The sequence below is a fragment of the Bradyrhizobium sp. WSM3983 genome, from assembly GCF_000473045.1.
Classification (GTDB): domain Bacteria; phylum Pseudomonadota; class Alphaproteobacteria; order Rhizobiales; family Xanthobacteraceae; genus Bradyrhizobium.
The window spans coordinates 28,065-44,242 of sequence record NZ_AXAY01000021.1 but is presented as its reverse complement, the minus strand read 5'-3'; the positions used below and the strand labels follow the sequence as shown (position 1 = coordinate 44,242).

Below are 16,178 nucleotides of genomic sequence, written 5' to 3'. Positions count from 1 at the left end.
GCAGAAATAAATCGCGACGCAATGTCTTTGCCCGCCACAATCCGGCCTAACGCGTAGCTGTTCATCACCCGACTTCACTTCGTCAAAGAACCTTCCGGGGAATTTCACGACATGACCAATCTTCGCTTCGTGCTGCTTGCCACGACGGCTCTGACCGCGATGCAATTCGCAAGCTCCGCATCGCATGCGCAAAGCGCGCCGCCGCTCGTGGTGGCGCAGGCCCAACCAGAACTGGGCCCTGACGGAAAACCGAAGCAGCCTCCCAAGGAAGCCCCAAAGGAAGCCCCAAAGGGACCGCCGCCCGCCGCACGTCCGGCAGCGCCGCCTCCGCCGCCGCCTGCTGCACCCAAGGCACCGGCCGCTCCGCCGCCTGCGGCTGCACCGCCGCATCCGCCCGCTGCACCCCCGCCGGCTGCCGCGCCGGCACGTCCGACGCCGCCACCCCCGCCGGCTCCGCCGCCCGCGACCCGTCAGGCTCCTCCGCCGCCCCCGCCGCCGCCTGCTGCACCCAAGGCGCCGACGCCGCCTCCGGCCGCGGCTCCGCAGCAACATGCACCGACACCGCCGCCGCCTCCTGCAGCGGCCCCGCAGCAGCACGCACCGACACCGACTCCGCCACCGCCCGCGGCAGCACCGGCGCGTCCGACTCCTCCGCCACCTCCGCCTGCTGCAGCCACGCCACCTTCTGCGGCACGGCCTGCGCCGGCGGCGACGCCCGCTCCGACCGCAACGCCCACTCCGTCGCCCGCAGCACCGGCAGCTCGCCCGGCCACGACACCTGCTGCCCCGACAACCACACCCACGCCCTCCGCGACGTCAGCGCCTGGCACCACGCCGCCCGGACGCCCCGGCGCTCCCCCGGCTGCAGGGTCACCGGCTCCAGGAGCCACGCCGGCCCCGGGTGGCACCCCGACGACGCCGTCCGGACGTCCTGGTGCCCCTCCGGCTGCAGGAACACCGGCTCCAGGCGCCACCCCGGCGCCAGGTGGCACCCCGACGACGCCGCCCGGACGTCCCGGCGCTCCTCCGGCGGGAACACCGGCCCCAGGTACCATCCCGGCCCCGACAACAACGCCGGCTCCCGGCGGCGCGGTGACGCCGCCGCCCGGACGTCAGGGTGGGACGCCGCCCGCCGGCGCGCCGGCTGCCGGAACTCCGCCTGCGGCACCACAGGCGGGTGCCGCGCCGCGTCCTCCGGCTCCGCCGCCCGGCGCCGCCGCACCGAGTGTCGTCCCTGCCACGCCGGCTGCGGCACCGCCGCCCGACAAGGCGCAATACGCGCCGCCGACCGTTGCGCCGGCCTTCCGCGCCGCGCCGACGGTCGCAGCACCCTTGCCGCCGGCGCCGCGTCCACAGCAGCGTGACCTGACGCCACTTGCGATCGGCGCGGGCGTGGTCGCCGGTGCCGTGATCGGCGCCACCATCGCCGACTACCGCAATCAGCGGCAGGAGGTCGTTGAAGGCGGCCGCACCGTCTACACCGAGCCGGATCGCATCATCATCCGCGACCCGGGCGGGCAGGAATATGTCCGTGGCAACGATCTCTATCGCTTCCGCTATGGCGCCCGTGACATCCGCACCGAAACCGTCGGCGGCGAAACCCGCACCGTCGTGATCCGCCCTGATGGCAGCGAGGTGATCACCGTGGTCGGTCCGGACGGCTCGCTGCTGCGTCGAATCCGCAGGGACCCCCGCGGGCAGGAGCTCGTCATTATCGACAACAGCTATCGCGATCCGCGCGCGGTCGGCGGCTTCTATGTCGACGTGCCGCCGCCGGTCGTGAACATTCCCTACGATCGCTACATCGTCGATGCCCAGGAAGCGACGCCGGACGTGATCTACGAGACCATGGAGGCACCGCCGGTCCAACGGATTGAACGGCGCTATTCGCTCGACGAGATTCGCTACTCGCCGAACGTCCGCATGGCGATGCCGAGCATCGACGTCAACACGATCAACTTCGAAACCGGATCGTGGGTCATCCCGCCGGACCAGGCGGCGCGGCTGCAGGCGATTGCCGACGGCCTCAACCGTGCGATCCAGCGCAACCCGCGCGAGGTGTTCCTGATCGAGGGACACACCGACGCGGTCGGCAACGACGTCGACAATCTGTCGCTGTCGGATCGCCGCGCGCAGTCCGCAGCCGAATTGCTGACCCAGCAGTTCGGTGTGCCGGCGGAGAACCTGACGTCGCAGGGCTACGGCAAGCAATACCTCAAGGAGCAGACCGACGGCCCGAGTCGCATCAACCGGCGCGTCACCGTGCGTCGCATCACGCCGCTGCTCAACGGCGGGCAGGCCTCGCTGCCGCCGCCCCCGCCCGGCACCACGCCGCCGCGCTGAGGCGAAGCACAAATGCAAAATGGCCGGGAGCGATCCCGGCCATTTTATTTTGGTCATTGCGAGGAGCACTTGCGACGAAGCAATCCAAACTGTCATCGTCGAAAGATTCTGGATTGCTTCGCTTCGCTCGCAATGACCAGTGAAGTCCCCGGCAACAACTAACCCTTGTCGCTCTCCAGCCGGAAGATCTGCGAGCCTTCGCTGCCCGAGAGCAGGCCGGTGTCGCTGTAGAGCTTCAGCTTCGTCCGCGTATCGGCGATGTCGAGATTGCGCATGGTGAGCTGGCCGATGCGGTCGGCGGGCGAGAAGGCGGCGTCCTCGACCTTCTCCATGCTGAGCCGCTCCGGCGCATAGGTGAGGTTCGGGCTCTCGGTGTTGAGGATCGAGTAATCGTTGCCGCGGCGCAGCTCCAGCGTGACCTCGCCGGTGACGGCGCGCGCGACCCAGCGCTGCGCGGTCTCGCGCAGCATCAGGGCCTGCGAGTCGAACCAGCGGCCTTGGTAGAGCAGGCGGCCGAGGCGCATGCCGCTGATGCGGTACTGCTCGATCGTATCCTCGTTATGGATGCCGGTGACGAGACGCTCATAGGCGATGTGCAGCAGCGCCATGCCCGGCGCTTCGTAGATGCCGCGGCTCTTGGCCTCGATGATGCGGTTCTCGATCTGATCGCTCATGCCGAGGCCGTGACGGCCGCCAATCGCATTGGCTTCCAGGAACAGCGCGACCGGATCGCCAAAAGTCTGGCCGTTCAGCGCGACCGGCTGACCTTCCTGGAAACGCACGACGACCTTCTCGGCCTTGACGTTGCAGTCGTCGCGCCAGAACGGCACGCCCATGATCGGGTTGACGATCTTGATGCCGCTGTCGAGGCTTTCGAGATCCTTGGCCTCGTGGGTAGCGCCGAGCAGATTGCTGTCGGTCGAATACGCCTTCTCGGCGCTCATCTTGTAGGCAAAGCCCTGGGCGGTCATGAACGCCGACATCTCGGCGCGGCCGCCGAGCTCGTCGATGAACTGCTGGTCGAGCCAGGGCTTGTAGATGCGCAAGGATGGATTGGTCAGCAGGCCGTAGCGGTAGAAGCGCTCGATGTCGTTGCCCTTGAAGGTCGAGCCGTCGCCCCAGATGTTGACGCCGTCTTCCTTCATCGCCGCGACCAGCATCGTGCCGGTGACGGCGCGCCCGAGGGGCGTGGTGTTGAAATAGGTGATGCCGCCGGTGGAGATGTGGAAGGCGCCGGACTGGATCGCGGCGATGCCTTCATGGACGAGCTGCATGCGGCAATCGACCAGCACGGCCTTCTCGGCGCCGAACGCTTCCGCCTTGCGCGGGATCTCGTTGTAATCGGCTTCATCGGGCTGGCCGAGATTGGCGGTATAGGCGTAGCAGCGCGCGCCTTTCTGCTTCATCCAGAGCAGCGCCGCGCTGGTGTCGAGGCCGCCCGAAAACGCAATGCCGACTTTCTCACCCTTGGGCAGGCTTTTCAGGATCGTGGTCATGGCGCTTCCAATCGGGTCTCAAGGGGCTGATGCGAGGGCGAACTTGACCGGGCGAATATCAAATTTCGTGAGGCTGAGCACGCATTTAATGGCTCATACCGAGGGCTGGCGGCCCGCCTTGCCGCCGAACAGGCGCTTGCGCAGCCGGTAGGCGGGCATGTTCAGCCGGGTCAGGGCGGCATCGACCGCTTCGTCCGAAAATCGGGTCCGCGGCCAGCGGTAGATCAGCGCGTAGCCGAACCAGATCACGACGAAGGTAACGAGGCCGGCGGTCGCGACATCGGTGAAGAAGTGGCCGCCGAAGGCCATGCGGAGGCCGCTGGTCGCGGCGCCGAACACCACCGCGCCAGCATAGGCGAGCGGCCGCCACGCCGGTGGCGCCAGCGCAGCCGGCGCCAGCGTCCAGAACGCTGTCGCCCCCTCGCCGGAGAAGAACGAGCAGTTGCGCGCGCAATCGCCGCGCGGATCCCACCAGGCCACGAACTGCTGGTCGCCAGCAAACTCGGTCACCACAACCGGCCGCGGCCGGCCCCAATAGGTCTTGAAGGTGAGGTTGGTCAGAATGCCGGCCGACAGGATGATCGTGACGAGCAGGAACACGATCGCGCGCCCCGACACCATCAAGGGACGGTCGGGCTTGATCATCTTGACCACGAGCGCAACCAGCGAAGGCAGCACGAAGGCCCAGGAGACCCACATCGCAGCGTCACGCGCGAAGCCGGCCCAGTCGTTCAGCTTGAGCGGAAAGGTTTTTGTCTCGGGATCGAAGAACAGCGCGGCGAGCTTGAGATCGAGCTCGGGATAGAGGCCGAAGACGACGCCGATCACAAGCCACAACGCCAGGGCGATGAAGAGTCCAGTCCGGTTCATGGCGCGCGGTTTAGCGGAGTGAGAGGGGGATGAAAACCCCGGCGGAGGTGCCCATCCTCCCCTGGAGGGGGAGGATCGGTTCGCATGGAGCAAAGCGAAATGCGAACCGAGGTGGGGTGAAGCCACACGCACCGCCATCGCGGAAAGTCTGTCACCCCACCCCGGATCTCATCTGACGATGCGATCCGACCCTCCCCCTCCAGGGGCGGGTAAGAAAATCACCTTGCATCCGGCCTTGAATTCAACGGCAGCGGCGGAGGCGGCTTGCGCGGGGCCGGCGGGATGCGCCAAGCGCCGGCGTTGCGGCCGGCGATCAGCCAGTAGACGACGCCTGCGACGATGCCCGCACCGGTCATGATCTCCAGATGCCGGCGCACGATGCCTTCGAACTGCAACGTGTCAGAGTGGAAGGGAACGAGGCCGAGATAGCAGGCCAGCCCGACGAGGCCTCCGCCGACGGCATAGGCAAGCGCGCTGCGGATATAGAGCGCTTCGGTGATCGCAACGATCACTGCCGCCGGAACCAGAGCAAAACCCGAGACGAAGATGAAGCCGAAACCGAGCAGGATGTCGATCGTGCCCTCGTCGACCGGACCGGCACCGAGATCGGAAAATTCCGGAAACAGCAGCGCGCCGACGACGATCATGCCGCCGACGAAAGAGGCGGCGAGGAAGCCGATGAAGATGACGACAAGGCGGCCGATCAGGGACATCACAGAAATGCCAACTCCGCCGCGGAAAGATTCTGGATTGCTTCGCTTCGCTCGCAATGACAGGGATGCGAGAGCGCACACATAACCGGCTAATCCGTCATCGCCATGGCGCGCAGCGCCTGGCGTTCGCGGGCGGACAGTTTTTCCGTCTCCGACTTGAGCTGGCCGCAAGCGGCGAGGATGTCGCGGCCGCGCGGGGTGCGCACTGGTGAGGAATAGCCGGCGTTGAAAATGTATTCGGAGAATTTTTCGATCTGGTCCCAGTCCGAGCACTCATAGGCCGTGCCGGGCCAGGGATTGAACGGGATCAGATTGATCTTTGCGTGAATGCCCTTGAGCAGCTTGACCAGCAGCTTGGCATCGTCGAGCGAATCGTTGACGCCCTTGAGCATCACATATTCGAAGGTGATGCGGCGCGCATTCGATGCGCCGGGATAGTCGCGGCAGGCCTGCAGCAGCTCCTTGATCGGGTATTTGCGGTTGAGCGGTACCAGCTCGTTGCGCAGCTCGTCGCGCACCGCATGCAGCGAGATCGCGAGCATGACGCCGATCTCCTCGCCGGCGCGCACGATGTTCGGCACTACGCCTGAGGTCGACAGCGTGATGCGCCGGCGGGAGATGCCGATGCCTTCATTGTCGCCGACGATGAGGAGCGCATCGCGGACCGCATCGAAATTGTACAGCGGCTCGCCCATGCCCATCATCACGATGTTGGTGACGCGGCGCGTGCCGTCCTCGCGATCGGCCCAATCATTCAGGCGATCGCGCGCGACCATGATCTGGCCCACGATCTCGCCGGCGGTGAGGTTGCGCACCAGGCGCTGCGTGCCGGTGTGGCAGAACGAGCAGTTCAAGGTGCAGCCGACCTGCGAGGAGACGCAGAGCGTGCCGCGATCGGTTTCGGGGATGTAGACGCACTCGACTTCATGCGCCTTCTCGACATTGTCGCCGCTCGGCAGCCGCAGCAGCCATTTGCGGGTGCCGTCGTTGGAAATCTGCTCAGCCACGACTTCGGGCCGGTCGACCGTGAAGTGCTGGGCGAGCTCGGAGCGAATGCCCTTCGAGACCGAAGTCATCTCATCGAAGTTCTGGGCGCCGCGGAAATAGAGCCAATGCCACAATTGCTGCACACGCATCTTGCGCTGCGCCGGCGCGACGCCGATGTCGCCGAGGCGATCGGCAAGCTCGGTGCGCGACAGTCCGATCAGCGAGGGCTTCGCCGGCGGCACATAGGTTTCGAGTGGAGTCTTCTCCACCAGGATTGCGTCGCGCGGCTCGGTCGTCGGTTGCATCGATAGGCCTAAATTGCTGGGTCGTTCCGGGGCAACTCGAAGAGCTGAACCCGGAACCTCGAGATTCTCAGGTGCGCAATTGCGCACCATAGTTCGATGCCGCGCATCGCCCCGAAATGACGCGAAAACCTGGAACCGCCCCTATATAGCAACCGGAACCGCCGATTGCGACCGTGGCTATTGCTTAGCCCTAAAGGCTTAAGCCCCCAAGCTTAACGCCTGCAATCCTGCGAAATCCGGTCCAGCGCCTGGGCGAGGCCCTTCAGCGAGAACGTGTCGGTCGTCTCCGTCCCCTTGGCCGAGACGCCCTTGACCACGAGATCGGCGGATTTGCGCATGGCTTCGACCATTCGCTCCTCCTCGGCCGCATTCTTGATCCAGAGGCCGTCGCCCTGCGTGTACATCGCAAACGCAGCGCCCCCGACCTCGACCGAGGATTCCGAGCCCGGCTTCAGCGCATAGCCGATCATAACCGAGACTTCGTTGTTCACTTTCTCGGCCGGCCGGGTCGAAACGAAGGCATAGGCGGGATCGCGCGGCCGGTTCGGCGGATTGGTCTTCGACGATGAGGGTTTTGCCAGCGCAAAGCAGACCTTCTTGCCGTTGGGCGTCGCCGAATAGGCGCCCCAGGTGCCGAACTGTCCAATCAGCGTCGGCTCCGCACCACCCGCAACCGCCGCGGGAACGGCCGCCGGCTTGCTTTCGGGCTTGGCTGCCGTCTTGGCGGCGGCAGCGGCTGGCTTTGCCGCAGCCTTCGGCGCCGGTTGTGCCGTCTGCGCCCGTGCGGAATCGGTGATTCCGCCGGCCACTACACCAGTCATCAAAGCTAAAATCAGCACCCGCCACATGCTGGAGTGGTTCCCTCAATATTGTGACTGGAAGATGGCCCGGTCGCGCTTTGTCCCCGCCGCAGGGATAGCCGGGAAAGTCCAATTTGGGAAGGCAGTTAGCGGGTCAGCCTTTGGATCGCGCGGCGCGTTGCTCGGACCATTGCGCGTCGGTCCAGCGCAACAAATCTTCGGCGCCGGAACTGCGTAAATGCGCCCCACCGTCGATCACCACCATCTCACCGTTGATGTAGCCGGCGCGGTCCGAGACCAGGAAGCTGGCGAGGTCGGCGAGCTCGCTGTGTTCGCCCGTGCGCCCCATTGGGTTGCGCGCGGTCCAGCCTTCGTTGCGGCCCTCGGGTCGGAGCTGCCCCGATGCGCCGGCGGTCGGGAATGGTCCGGGCGCGATCGCGGCGGTGCGGATGCCCTTCGGGCCCCACTCCACCGCGAGGCTTTTGGTCATCGCCAGCACTGCCGATTTCGCCATCGCTGAGGGAACAGTGAAGGCGCGGCCGGTGATGGTCGAGGTCGAGAGGATCGAGAGCACGACGCCATTGTGCCTGCCGTCGATCCAGCGCTTGCCGGCGGCGAGCGTGCAGTACATCGCGCCATGCAGCGTCGGCGCCAGGATTGCGTCCGCCGCGCGGAACGACAGATGCTCGCTCTGCGCGATGAAGGTTGCGGCCGCGTTGTTGACGAGGATGTCGAGCGGCGCCTCGCGCCAGATCGCATCCATCATGTCGTCGACGGCGGCGCCGTCGCGAACATCGCACGCGATCGTCGTGACCTTGCCGCCGGTCTGCGCGCGCATCTCGATTGCGGTTGCTTCGAGCCGGTCAAGCTTGCGACCGCAAATCACGAGATCGGCGCCGAGCGTGAGGAAGCGGCGTCCCATCGCGGCACCGAGGCCCGAGCCGCCGCCGGTGACGAGAATGCGCTTGTCCCTGAGCAGACCTGTTTCAAACATCGTTTGAATCCCCTTCTCCACAGAGTTTCCGCCATTGCGAGCGAAGCAAAAGCAATCAAGACTATTTCCGCAGGACGGATTCTGGATTTGCTTCGCTGCGCTCGCGATGACGTGAGGATAGGCCTGCGCATCGCTTTGGGCAAAGAAACCGGATTGTCGCCCGTGCCTAAATCCGGCAAAACCAGCCCAACTATATTTCCGTCGAAACGCCACGTGCCGTCTCAGCACGCGCTCTCAAGAAGGTGCCGCCATGAAAGCCATCCTCTGCTCGCAATACTGCCAGCCCGACGATCTCGTGCTCGCCGATGTGCCGGATCCGGTGGCCGGTCCCGGCGAAGCCGTGATCGCGATCAAGGCGGCGGCGCTGAACTTCTTCGACATCCTGATGATTCAGGGCAAGTATCAGATCAAGCCACCGTTCCCGTTCTCGCCGGCCGCAGAAGTCTCCGGCGTGATTGAGAGCATCGGCCCTGGTGTCACTGACCTCAAGGTCGGCGATCGCGTGGTCGCCTCCTGCGGCCACAACGGCGCGCGTGAAAAGATCGCGCTACCGGCGGCAACGATCGTGAAGATTCCCGACAATCTCGACTACGACCGCGCGGCCGGCATCATCATCATCTATGGCACCGCGCTGCATGCGTTGGAAGATCGCGCGAGCCCGAAGCCGGGCGAGACGCTCGCGGTGCTCGGCGCCGCCGGCGGCACGGGCTTAGCTGCCTGCGAGCTCGGCAAGCTGATGGGCCTGAAGGTGATCGCCTGCGCCTCGTCGGACGAGAAGCTCGAATTCGCCAAAGCACACGGCGCCGAACTGACGCTGAACTATGGCAAGGAAGATCTGAAGGAAGGCCTGCGCAAGCTCACGGGCGGCAAGGGCGTCGACATCATCTTCGATCCGGTGGGTGGTGCGTATGCGGAAGCTGCGCTGCGTTCGATCGCCTGGGAAGGCCGCTTCCTCGTGATCGGCTTTGCCGCCGGCGACATTCCAAAGATGCCGCTGAACCTCGCGCTGCTGAAGGGCTGCGACATCCGCGGCGTGTTCTGGGGCGCCTGGGCCCGGCTCAACCCGGAGAAGAACCGCGCCAATCTCGAGAAGCTCGTGAAGTGGACGGCGGAAGGAAAGATCTCCTCGCACGTCGACCGCACCTTCCCGCTGGCGCAGACCGCCGATGCACTGAAGGTGCTTGCGGGTCGCCAGGCCATGGGCAAGGTGATCTTGCATCCGTGAGGAACCGACGCGCTTGCAGGTGACGAGCGCGAATGCAGCTCTCAATTCGTCTCAATGGCCGGGCTTGTCCCGGCCATTTGCATTCTCATCCACTCAACCATCGCGGCCAACATTGTGGTGCATTCCGCCGCTTCGCCCCAATCAAACCCAAATATCTCCCGATTCGCGCCAATCGCCGTCGTTTTTTGGGCTGAATCGGACGGCGATTTACCGGTTCCAGTTTACGGGGCGCTTCTGGACAACAACAAGAAGACTGAAACCGGGAGAGCCCCTGCGTTGCGTCAGTAATGGGGAGCATCACACCATGGAGACGACGGTATCCCGTCCGTCCAGGGAGTCGCGGGCGTTCGACCCCGATCAAGCTGCATTGCGTCCACTCGCCAAGTCCTACCTTCGTGCGCGCGCCGCACGGGTTGACCTTTCCGACGATCCAATTCCGCTGTTCCTGTCGGACCCGCTCGGGGCGCCGGACCCACAGGAATATGCGCCGCTGGAGTTGCGCTCCAAAGCAAGGATCATCCGGCGCGTTCTCGCTGCGGTCCTGGTGGTATCCGCCGCGGCGATCCTGGTCACGCTGTTTCAATCCGACCTGCGCAGCTTCGTCACCGCCAATGCCGATGGCACGACGAGCAAGGCTCCCGAGCAGACCACCGCTCCGGCCAATCCGCCGGTTGCACGGCAGGTCCCGATCAAGGATTCCGCCCGCGTGACCAACACGATGCTGGCGAGCGCCGATACGCAGAGCTTGCCCGCACCAACAGTGCCAAGCCGCGAAGCGATCGCGAGCGCCTATCAGATCGCGCTGCAAGCCCAGGCACCGGTACAAGCACCGGTACAGGCACCGGTTCAAGCGCTCGTACAAGTGCCGGCGCCCGTCGCGGCACAGCCTGCACCGCCCGAGCCCGTCAGGACGCTCGACGCCGACACGCTGGCTGGGCTGATGACGCGCGCAAGGAGCCTGATCGGCGTCGGCGACATCGCCTCAGCACGCCTGCTGCTCGAACGCGCAGCCAATGCGGGGGATACAGCGGCTGCGCTTCTGCTGGCGCAGACCTATGATCCCGCGGTGCTCGGCACCAGCGATGCGCGGAGCGTCATTGCCGACGCATCGGCCGCACGTGACTGGTATCAGCGGGCCGCAAAGCTCGGATCGGCGGAGGCGCGTCAGCGCCTCGCCCAGTTTCAGAACTAGAACACTTCAGGGGACATCATGCGTAACGCTTTGAGAATGGCGCTTGCCGCCATCATGACGATCTGTGCTTTCGCCGCGCGCGCAGAGCAGACCGAATATGATCCGGCTAAAGTCTCGGACAGCCTGAAGGCCATCTTCCAGTTCGGCTCGAGCTCGACCAAACAGGCGCTGAACGCCAACACGGTCACGCTGATCACCGGAACGATCGGCGGCACCTATGTGCAGTTCGGTGCCGACCTCGCCTCCGTGCTCGACGACGGCAACAAGATCCGCGTGCTGCCGATCGTCGGCCGCGGCTCGGTGCAGAGCGTCGCCGACATCCTGTTCCTGCAAGGCGTCGATCTCGGCGTTGTGCGCGCAGACACGCTCGACTATCTCGAGCGCAAGGGCTTTGCCAAGGACATCAAGCGGCAGTTCACCTATGTAACCAAGCTCTACAACGAAGAGATGCAGGTGATCGCGCCGAAATCAGTGGCGACGCTGAAAGATCTCGAAGGCAAGACAGTGAGCGTCGACTTGCCCAACGGCGGTACCTTCGTCACCGCCCTGACGGTGTTCGAACGACTCGGAATCAAGGCGAAATTCGTCTATGTCGAGCAACGTATCGCGATGGAGAAGCTGAAAGCGGGCGAGATCGACGCTGTCGTCGTGGTCGGCGGCAAGCCGTACAAATCGGTCTCGACCTTCGGCAATGACGGCCGCTTCCATCTCGCGACCGTCGACTATGCAAAACCCTTGCAGAGCGACTATCTGCCGGCGACGCTGACGCCTAAGGACTATCCGAACCTGATCAAGGACGGCGAGAGCGTGGACACGATCGCGGTGCCCGCGGTGCTCGCGGCCTACAACTGGGCGCCGAACACCGAGCGCTATCGCAAGCTCGCGCTGTTCGTAGATGCGTTCTTCACGAAATTCCCCGCGCTGCAGAACCCGCCGTTCCATCCCAAGTGGAAGGAGGTTTCGCTCGCGGCGCCCCTGGCGGGTTGGAACAGGTTGCCGGTGGCGCAGCAATGGCTCAACAGCCACGGCGTCGAGCCGGTGACGCGGCAGCGCTTCGAGGCCTTTTTGAAACAGAACCCTGCGGCTGCGAAAGTGTCCGACGCGGACAAGGAGACGCTGTTCAAGCAATTCCAGGCCTGGGACGCGGAGAATGCGCGCGCTCAGGCGCGGCCGGAGAAGAAGTAGCGCTACTCCGCCTCGTCCACGCCGCGTTTCAGCACGGCGCGAGCAGCTTCGCGGTGCTCCGACGTGATATGGCCGGCGACCATGCGGATGGCGGTGGCGAGAATGGCGGCGTCATCGGTGAAGCCGAGAACCGGCATTACGTCCGGAATGAAGTCGAACGGCAGGATGAAATAGGCAATCGCGCCCAGCAGCGACGCCTGGACATGGCGCGGCGTCTGCCGGTCGAACGCGCAGTAATAGGCGGCGAGCAGATCTTCGGCGAACGGCAGATGCGCGACGACGCGCTTCAGCTTGCGCCAGAAGCGTCGGCGCACGCTTTCACGATCCTCCGCGAGCCGATCGGCCGGCTCGAAGCCGACGCTGTGTTCGGCAGCCATGTTCGAAAAACTCCCGTTCAGCCCGACGCGGCGGATGGCCGCATCAAATGCTGATCACAACATGGGGATGCGCATCCTGCCTGCAAGATGTCAGCCAGGCGTCAGCTTTGCGATGGCATTCATCGCCGTGGCGAGCGCGATGTCGAGCTTGGTCACGCCACCGGCGTCGTGGGTCGACAGCACGACCTCCACCGTCTTGTAGACATTGCGCCATTCGGGGTGGTGATCCATCTTCTCGGCGACCAGCGCCGCGCGGGTCATGAAACCGAAGGCCTCGTTGAAATCCTTGAAGACAAAGGTTTTCCCGATGGCATCCCGCCCCTGGATTTCGGTCCAGCCGGGGATACCGCCCAGCGCCTGTTTGCGTGCATCCGCCGATAGCCGCTCTGCCATGATGGCCTCCGTTTTTCAGGGGAACTTTACCCTAACACCGTGCATACGGCCGGGGTTCATACCGGGATTGGGCCGATCCGCTAACCATGACGGAGATGTAACCCCGCCGGACAAGAAATTTGCTACAATTGCGGGCGTAAATCGCCGGCCAAGATGAAACTGAGCCTGAAGCGCCTGTTTGGGAGATCGATGACCGGGGAGTCGAACCTGGCCGAAACGCCCTCTCCGCCTTCGCCGCGATCCGCGGCGCGGAAGACCGCGCTCGTGTCTCTGGCACTGGTGCTCGCTATCGTCGGCGCGCTGGCCGGCGGCTACTATTTCGCGATGCGACCGGTGATGCTGAAGATCGCGGTCGGTCCCGCCAACAGCGACGACGTCAAGGTGGTGCAGGCCCTGACGCAGGCGTTCGCGCAGAGCAAGGGCTTCGTGCGGCTGCGCCCGGTCCAGACCGACGGCGCCACCGCCAGCGCGAATCTGCTCGCCGAGGGCAGGGCCGATCTCGCCATCGTTCGCGGCGATCTCGATGTCCCCAAGAACGCGCAAGCCGTCGCGACGCTGCGCAAGAATGTCGTGGTGTTGTGGTCCGTGCCCGGCAAGGGCAAGAAGAAGGGCGCGAAGATCACCAAGATCGCGCAGCTCGCCGGCCATCGCGTCGGCGTGGTCGGCCGGACGCAGGCCAATGTCAATTTGCTCAAGGTGATCCTGCAACAATACGGCGTCGATCCCGCCAAGGTCGAGATCGTGCAGTTCCCGGCGAGCGAAGTCGCCGAAGCGATCAAGTCGCAGAAAGCCGACGTCTATCTCGCTGCCGGCCCTGTCAACAGCAAGATCACGTCGGACGCGATCGCGGCCACCGCCAAGGATGGCGGTGCGCCGACTTTCCTCGCGATCGATTCGGCGGACGCGATCGCACAGAACCATCCGGTCTATGAGGCGTCGGAAATTCCCGCCGGCACTTACGGCGGCTCGCCCGACCGGCCCGACGACGAGGTCAAGACGATCAGCTTTTCCCATCACATCGTGGCGCGCAAAGGCCTGTCGGAAACCACCGTCGCGGCCTTCACCCGGCAGCTCTTCGCCGTGCGCCAGCAATTGGTGACCGAATTCCCGCTGGCCGCCAAGATCGAAACGCCCGATACCGATAAGGATGCTGTGATCCCCGTGCATCCGGGCGCGGCCGCCTTCGTCGACGGCGAGGAGAAGACCTTCCTCGACAAGTACAGCGATTACATCTGGTGGAGCCTGATGGCGCTCTCGGCCACGGGCTCGCTCGGCGCGTGGTTCGCCGGCTACCTGAAGAAGGACGAGCGCAATGGCAACAGCCATCTGCGCGAACGCCTGCTCGACATGATTGCCGCGGCACGAAAGAGCGAGACGACCGACGAGCTCGACCAGATGCAGGCCGAGGCCGACGAGATCTTGCGCGACACCTTGCGCTGCTACGATCACGGCGCGATCGAGGAGGGCGCGTTGACCGCGTTCAACATTGTGCTCGACCAATTCCACACTGCGGTCGCCGACCGCAAGGCGGTGCTGTCCAGCCTGCCGCAGAACCTGCAACGCACCGGCGCGCAATTCCGGGCCGCCGGCAACGCATAAACGCTTGCGCGCGTAATTGCCGCGTCACATTGTCTCAATATAGCGTCTGACTTCATCGTGGCGGCTGCCGCCTGGGCGACCGTCCCTCGCGATATCGAGGCCATCCCCATGAAGATCAAATTCTCCCGCCGCAACTTCCTCACGACCAGCGCCGGTGCACTTGGTGCGTTTGCGATGCCGCATCTGTCGCGCGCGGCCGACCGGCCTGTGGTCACCCATGGCGTCCAGTCCGGCGACGTCACCGTCGACGGCGGCGTGGTCTGGGCGCGGGCCGACCGGCCCGCGCAGATGCTGGTCGAGGTGGCGACGACGGAATCGTTCAAGGACGCCCGCGCGTTGCCGCCGATCGCGGCGCTGCCCGAGAGCGACTTCACCGCGAAGATGCTGGTGGACAATCTCCCGGGCGGCCAGGACATCTTCTACCGCGTCCGCTTCCGCGATCTCTCCCACACCGCCATCGAGGGCGAGCCGGTGGTCGGCCGCTTCCGGACCGCGCCGGCCGACCGCCGCGACGTCAGCTTCGTCTGGGGCGGCGACGTCGCAGGCCAGGGTTGGGGCATCAATCCCGATGACGGCGGCATGTTGACTTTCGCCGCCATGCGAAAACACCGGCCGGATTTCCTGCTGCATTCCGGCGACACCATCTACGCCGACGGCGTGATCCCCTCCGAGGTCAAGCTTGCCGACGGCAAGATCTGGAAGAACGTCACGATCCCCGAGAAGGCGAAGGTCGCCGAGACGCTGGACGAGTATCGCGCGGCGCACAAATACAATTTCACCGACGACAATGTCCGCGCCTTCAATGCCGAAGTGCCGATCTTCGTGCAGTGGGACGACCACGAGGTGACCAACAACTGGTCGCTGTCGAAGGATCTGCCGGCGACCTACAAGGTGCGCGACATCTCGCTGCTCGCGGCGCGCGCCGGCCGCGCGTTCCACGAGATGTATCCGATGCGCGAGAGCATCGTCGAGCCGGGCCGGGTCTATCGCCAGATCTCCTACGGCCCGCATCTCGACGTGTTCGTGCTCGACGAGCGCAGCTATCGCGGCCCGAACGGCGCCAATCTCGAGACGGAGTACGGCCCTGCCAGCTATTTCCTCGGGCCGGAGCAGATGGCCTGGCTGAAGCGCGGCCTGCTCAACTCGCGCGCGACATGGAAGGTGATTGCCTCCGACATGCCGCTCAGCCTGATCGTCTATGACGATGCGACCAACAAGAAGGGTTCGGAAGCTTTCGCGCAAGGTGACGGCCCGGCGCGCGGTCGCGAGCTCGAGATCGCCGACATCCTGCGCTTCATCAAGATGGCGCCGATCAAGAATACGGTGTGGCTGACGGCGGACGTGCACTACGCCGCCGCGCATTATTACGATCCGAACAAGGCGCAGTTCCAGGATTTCGAGCCGTTCTGGGAATTCGTCTCGGGTCCGCTGCACGCCGGAACGTTTGGTCCGAACGAGCTCGACAACACCTTCGGCCCCGACGTGCGTTTCATCAAGGCACCCGGCCTCGACAAGCAGAACCTGCCGCCGTCGGCCGGCATGCAGTTCTTCGGCCACGTCAAGATCGACGGCGCCTCGGGCCAGATGACGGTGACGCTGCGCGACCGCGCCGACGTCGCGCTATGGTCCACCACGCTCGATCCGAAATTCGCCTGAGCTAAAGCGCGGTCACGCGCCGCGCCTCTGCAACGCCGCCGCC

General features: G+C 65.1%; 14 protein-coding genes. 6 read left to right on the top strand and 8 right to left on the bottom strand.

All coding sequences use genetic code 11. The features are described from left to right. Positions 1 to 111: 111 nt before the first annotated feature. On the top strand, positions 112 to 2,343 hold the full coding sequence (locus YUA_RS48685) for an OmpA family protein (protein ID WP_084292863.1): 2,232 nt from the start codon (positions 112 to 114) through the stop codon (positions 2,341 to 2,343). Between the two features lie 158 nt (positions 2,344 to 2,501). On the opposite strand, the gene argG is transcribed toward YUA_RS48685, so the two are convergent. The 6 genes from argG to YUA_RS0125525 form a co-directional block, all read right to left on the bottom strand. Next, positions 2,502 to 3,839 carry an argininosuccinate synthase gene (argG, locus tag YUA_RS0125550; protein ID WP_027533249.1) on the bottom strand — a complete coding sequence of 446 codons (1,338 nt, stop codon included), beginning with the start codon at positions 3,837 to 3,839 and terminating at the stop codon, positions 2,502 to 2,504. A gap of 93 nt (positions 3,840 to 3,932) precedes the next feature. After that, positions 3,933 to 4,709, bottom strand: coding sequence for a phosphatase PAP2 family protein (locus YUA_RS0125545; RefSeq protein ID WP_027533248.1), 777 nt, complete (start codon positions 4,707 to 4,709; stop codon positions 3,933 to 3,935). Positions 4,710 to 4,927: 218 nt separating this feature from the next. After that, complete coding sequence (locus tag YUA_RS0125540) at positions 4,928 to 5,422, bottom strand: hypothetical protein (RefSeq protein WP_027533247.1); 495 nt, start codon at positions 5,420 to 5,422, stop codon at positions 4,928 to 4,930. A gap of 89 nt (positions 5,423 to 5,511) precedes the next feature. After that, positions 5,512 to 6,714 (bottom strand): 23S rRNA (adenine(2503)-C(2))-methyltransferase RlmN, encoded by a 1,203-nt coding sequence (gene rlmN, locus YUA_RS0125535; RefSeq protein ID WP_027533246.1) that lies wholly within the window; start codon positions 6,712 to 6,714, stop codon positions 5,512 to 5,514. A gap of 212 nt (positions 6,715 to 6,926) precedes the next feature. Continuing rightward, positions 6,927 to 7,562, bottom strand: a complete 636-nt coding sequence (locus YUA_RS0125530; protein ID WP_027533245.1) for an invasion associated locus B family protein — start codon at positions 7,560 to 7,562, stop codon at positions 6,927 to 6,929. 106 nt (positions 7,563 to 7,668) lie between these two features. Beyond that, a complete protein-coding gene (locus tag YUA_RS0125525; RefSeq protein ID WP_027533244.1) occupies positions 7,669 to 8,508 on the bottom strand; it encodes an SDR family oxidoreductase in 840 nt (279 codons plus the stop codon). 250 nt (positions 8,509 to 8,758) lie between these two features. On the opposite strand from YUA_RS0125525, the gene YUA_RS0125520 reads away from it, so the two are divergent. The 3 genes from YUA_RS0125520 to YUA_RS0125505 all read left to right on the top strand — a co-directional run bounded on the left by YUA_RS0125520 (position 8,759) and on the right by YUA_RS0125505 (position 12,110). Further along, positions 8,759 to 9,733 (top strand): NADPH:quinone oxidoreductase family protein, encoded by a 975-nt coding sequence (locus YUA_RS0125520; protein WP_027533243.1) that lies wholly within the window; start codon positions 8,759 to 8,761, stop codon positions 9,731 to 9,733. 304 nt (positions 9,734 to 10,037) lie between these two features. Continuing rightward, the gene (locus YUA_RS0125510) at positions 10,038 to 10,925 is read left to right on the top strand and encodes a hypothetical protein (protein WP_027533241.1); all 888 of its coding nucleotides are present in this window, start codon (positions 10,038 to 10,040) and stop codon (positions 10,923 to 10,925) included. A gap of 18 nt (positions 10,926 to 10,943) precedes the next feature. After that, on the top strand, positions 10,944 to 12,110 hold the full coding sequence (locus YUA_RS0125505; protein WP_027533240.1) for a TAXI family TRAP transporter solute-binding subunit: 1,167 nt from the start codon (positions 10,944 to 10,946) through the stop codon (positions 12,108 to 12,110). 2 nt (positions 12,111 to 12,112) lie between these two features. On the opposite strand, the gene YUA_RS0125500 is transcribed toward YUA_RS0125505, so the two are convergent. Next, entirely contained in the window at positions 12,113 to 12,487 is a 375-nt protein-coding gene (locus YUA_RS0125500) for a YkvA family protein (protein WP_027533239.1), read from the bottom strand. A 90-nt stretch (positions 12,488 to 12,577) separates the two neighbouring features. Beyond that, the gene (locus YUA_RS0125495) at positions 12,578 to 12,880 is read right to left on the bottom strand and encodes a 4a-hydroxytetrahydrobiopterin dehydratase (protein WP_027533238.1); all 303 of its coding nucleotides are present in this window, start codon (positions 12,878 to 12,880) and stop codon (positions 12,578 to 12,580) included. 153 nt (positions 12,881 to 13,033) lie between these two features. Here YUA_RS0125495 and YUA_RS0125490 point away from each other — a divergent pair, with 153 nt between their 5' ends. Then, a complete protein-coding gene (locus YUA_RS0125490; protein ID WP_027533237.1) occupies positions 13,034 to 14,479 on the top strand; it encodes a TAXI family TRAP transporter solute-binding subunit in 1,446 nt (481 codons plus the stop codon). Between the two features lie 108 nt (positions 14,480 to 14,587). Continuing rightward, positions 14,588 to 16,135: an alkaline phosphatase gene (locus YUA_RS0125485; protein WP_027533236.1), complete on the top strand. Its 1,548-nt coding sequence runs from the start codon at positions 14,588 to 14,590 to the stop codon at positions 16,133 to 16,135. The last annotated feature ends 43 nt before the right edge of the window (positions 16,136 to 16,178 follow it).

What these genes read in the sequence shown, in the direction of transcription:
- YUA_RS48685 (WP_084292863.1), top strand. Translation starts at nt 112, where the DNA reads ATGACCAATCTTCGCTTCGTGCTGCTTGCCACGACGGCTCTGACCGCG.
- argG (WP_027533249.1), bottom strand. Translation starts at nt 3,839, where the DNA reads ATGACCACGATCCTGAAAAGCCTGCCCAAGGGTGAGAAAGTCGGCATT.
- YUA_RS0125545 (WP_027533248.1), bottom strand. Translation starts at nt 4,709, where the DNA reads ATGAACCGGACTGGACTCTTCATCGCCCTGGCGTTGTGGCTTGTGATC.
- YUA_RS0125540 (WP_027533247.1), bottom strand. Translation starts at nt 5,422, where the DNA reads ATGTCCCTGATCGGCCGCCTTGTCGTCATCTTCATCGGCTTCCTCGCC.
- rlmN (WP_027533246.1), bottom strand. Translation starts at nt 6,714, where the DNA reads ATGCAACCGACGACCGAGCCGCGCGACGCAATCCTGGTGGAGAAGACT.
- YUA_RS0125530 (WP_027533245.1), bottom strand. Translation starts at nt 7,562, where the DNA reads ATGTGGCGGGTGCTGATTTTAGCTTTGATGACTGGTGTAGTGGCCGGC.
- YUA_RS0125525 (WP_027533244.1), bottom strand. Translation starts at nt 8,508, where the DNA reads ATGTTTGAAACAGGTCTGCTCAGGGACAAGCGCATTCTCGTCACCGGC.
- YUA_RS0125520 (WP_027533243.1), top strand. Translation starts at nt 8,759, where the DNA reads ATGAAAGCCATCCTCTGCTCGCAATACTGCCAGCCCGACGATCTCGTG.
- YUA_RS0125510 (WP_027533241.1), top strand. Translation starts at nt 10,038, where the DNA reads ATGGAGACGACGGTATCCCGTCCGTCCAGGGAGTCGCGGGCGTTCGAC.
- YUA_RS0125505 (WP_027533240.1), top strand. Translation starts at nt 10,944, where the DNA reads ATGCGTAACGCTTTGAGAATGGCGCTTGCCGCCATCATGACGATCTGT.
- YUA_RS0125500 (WP_027533239.1), bottom strand. Translation starts at nt 12,487, where the DNA reads ATGGCTGCCGAACACAGCGTCGGCTTCGAGCCGGCCGATCGGCTCGCG.
- YUA_RS0125495 (WP_027533238.1), bottom strand. Translation starts at nt 12,880, where the DNA reads ATGGCAGAGCGGCTATCGGCGGATGCACGCAAACAGGCGCTGGGCGGT.
- YUA_RS0125490 (WP_027533237.1), top strand. Translation starts at nt 13,034, where the DNA reads ATGAAACTGAGCCTGAAGCGCCTGTTTGGGAGATCGATGACCGGGGAG.
- YUA_RS0125485 (WP_027533236.1), top strand. Translation starts at nt 14,588, where the DNA reads ATGAAGATCAAATTCTCCCGCCGCAACTTCCTCACGACCAGCGCCGGT.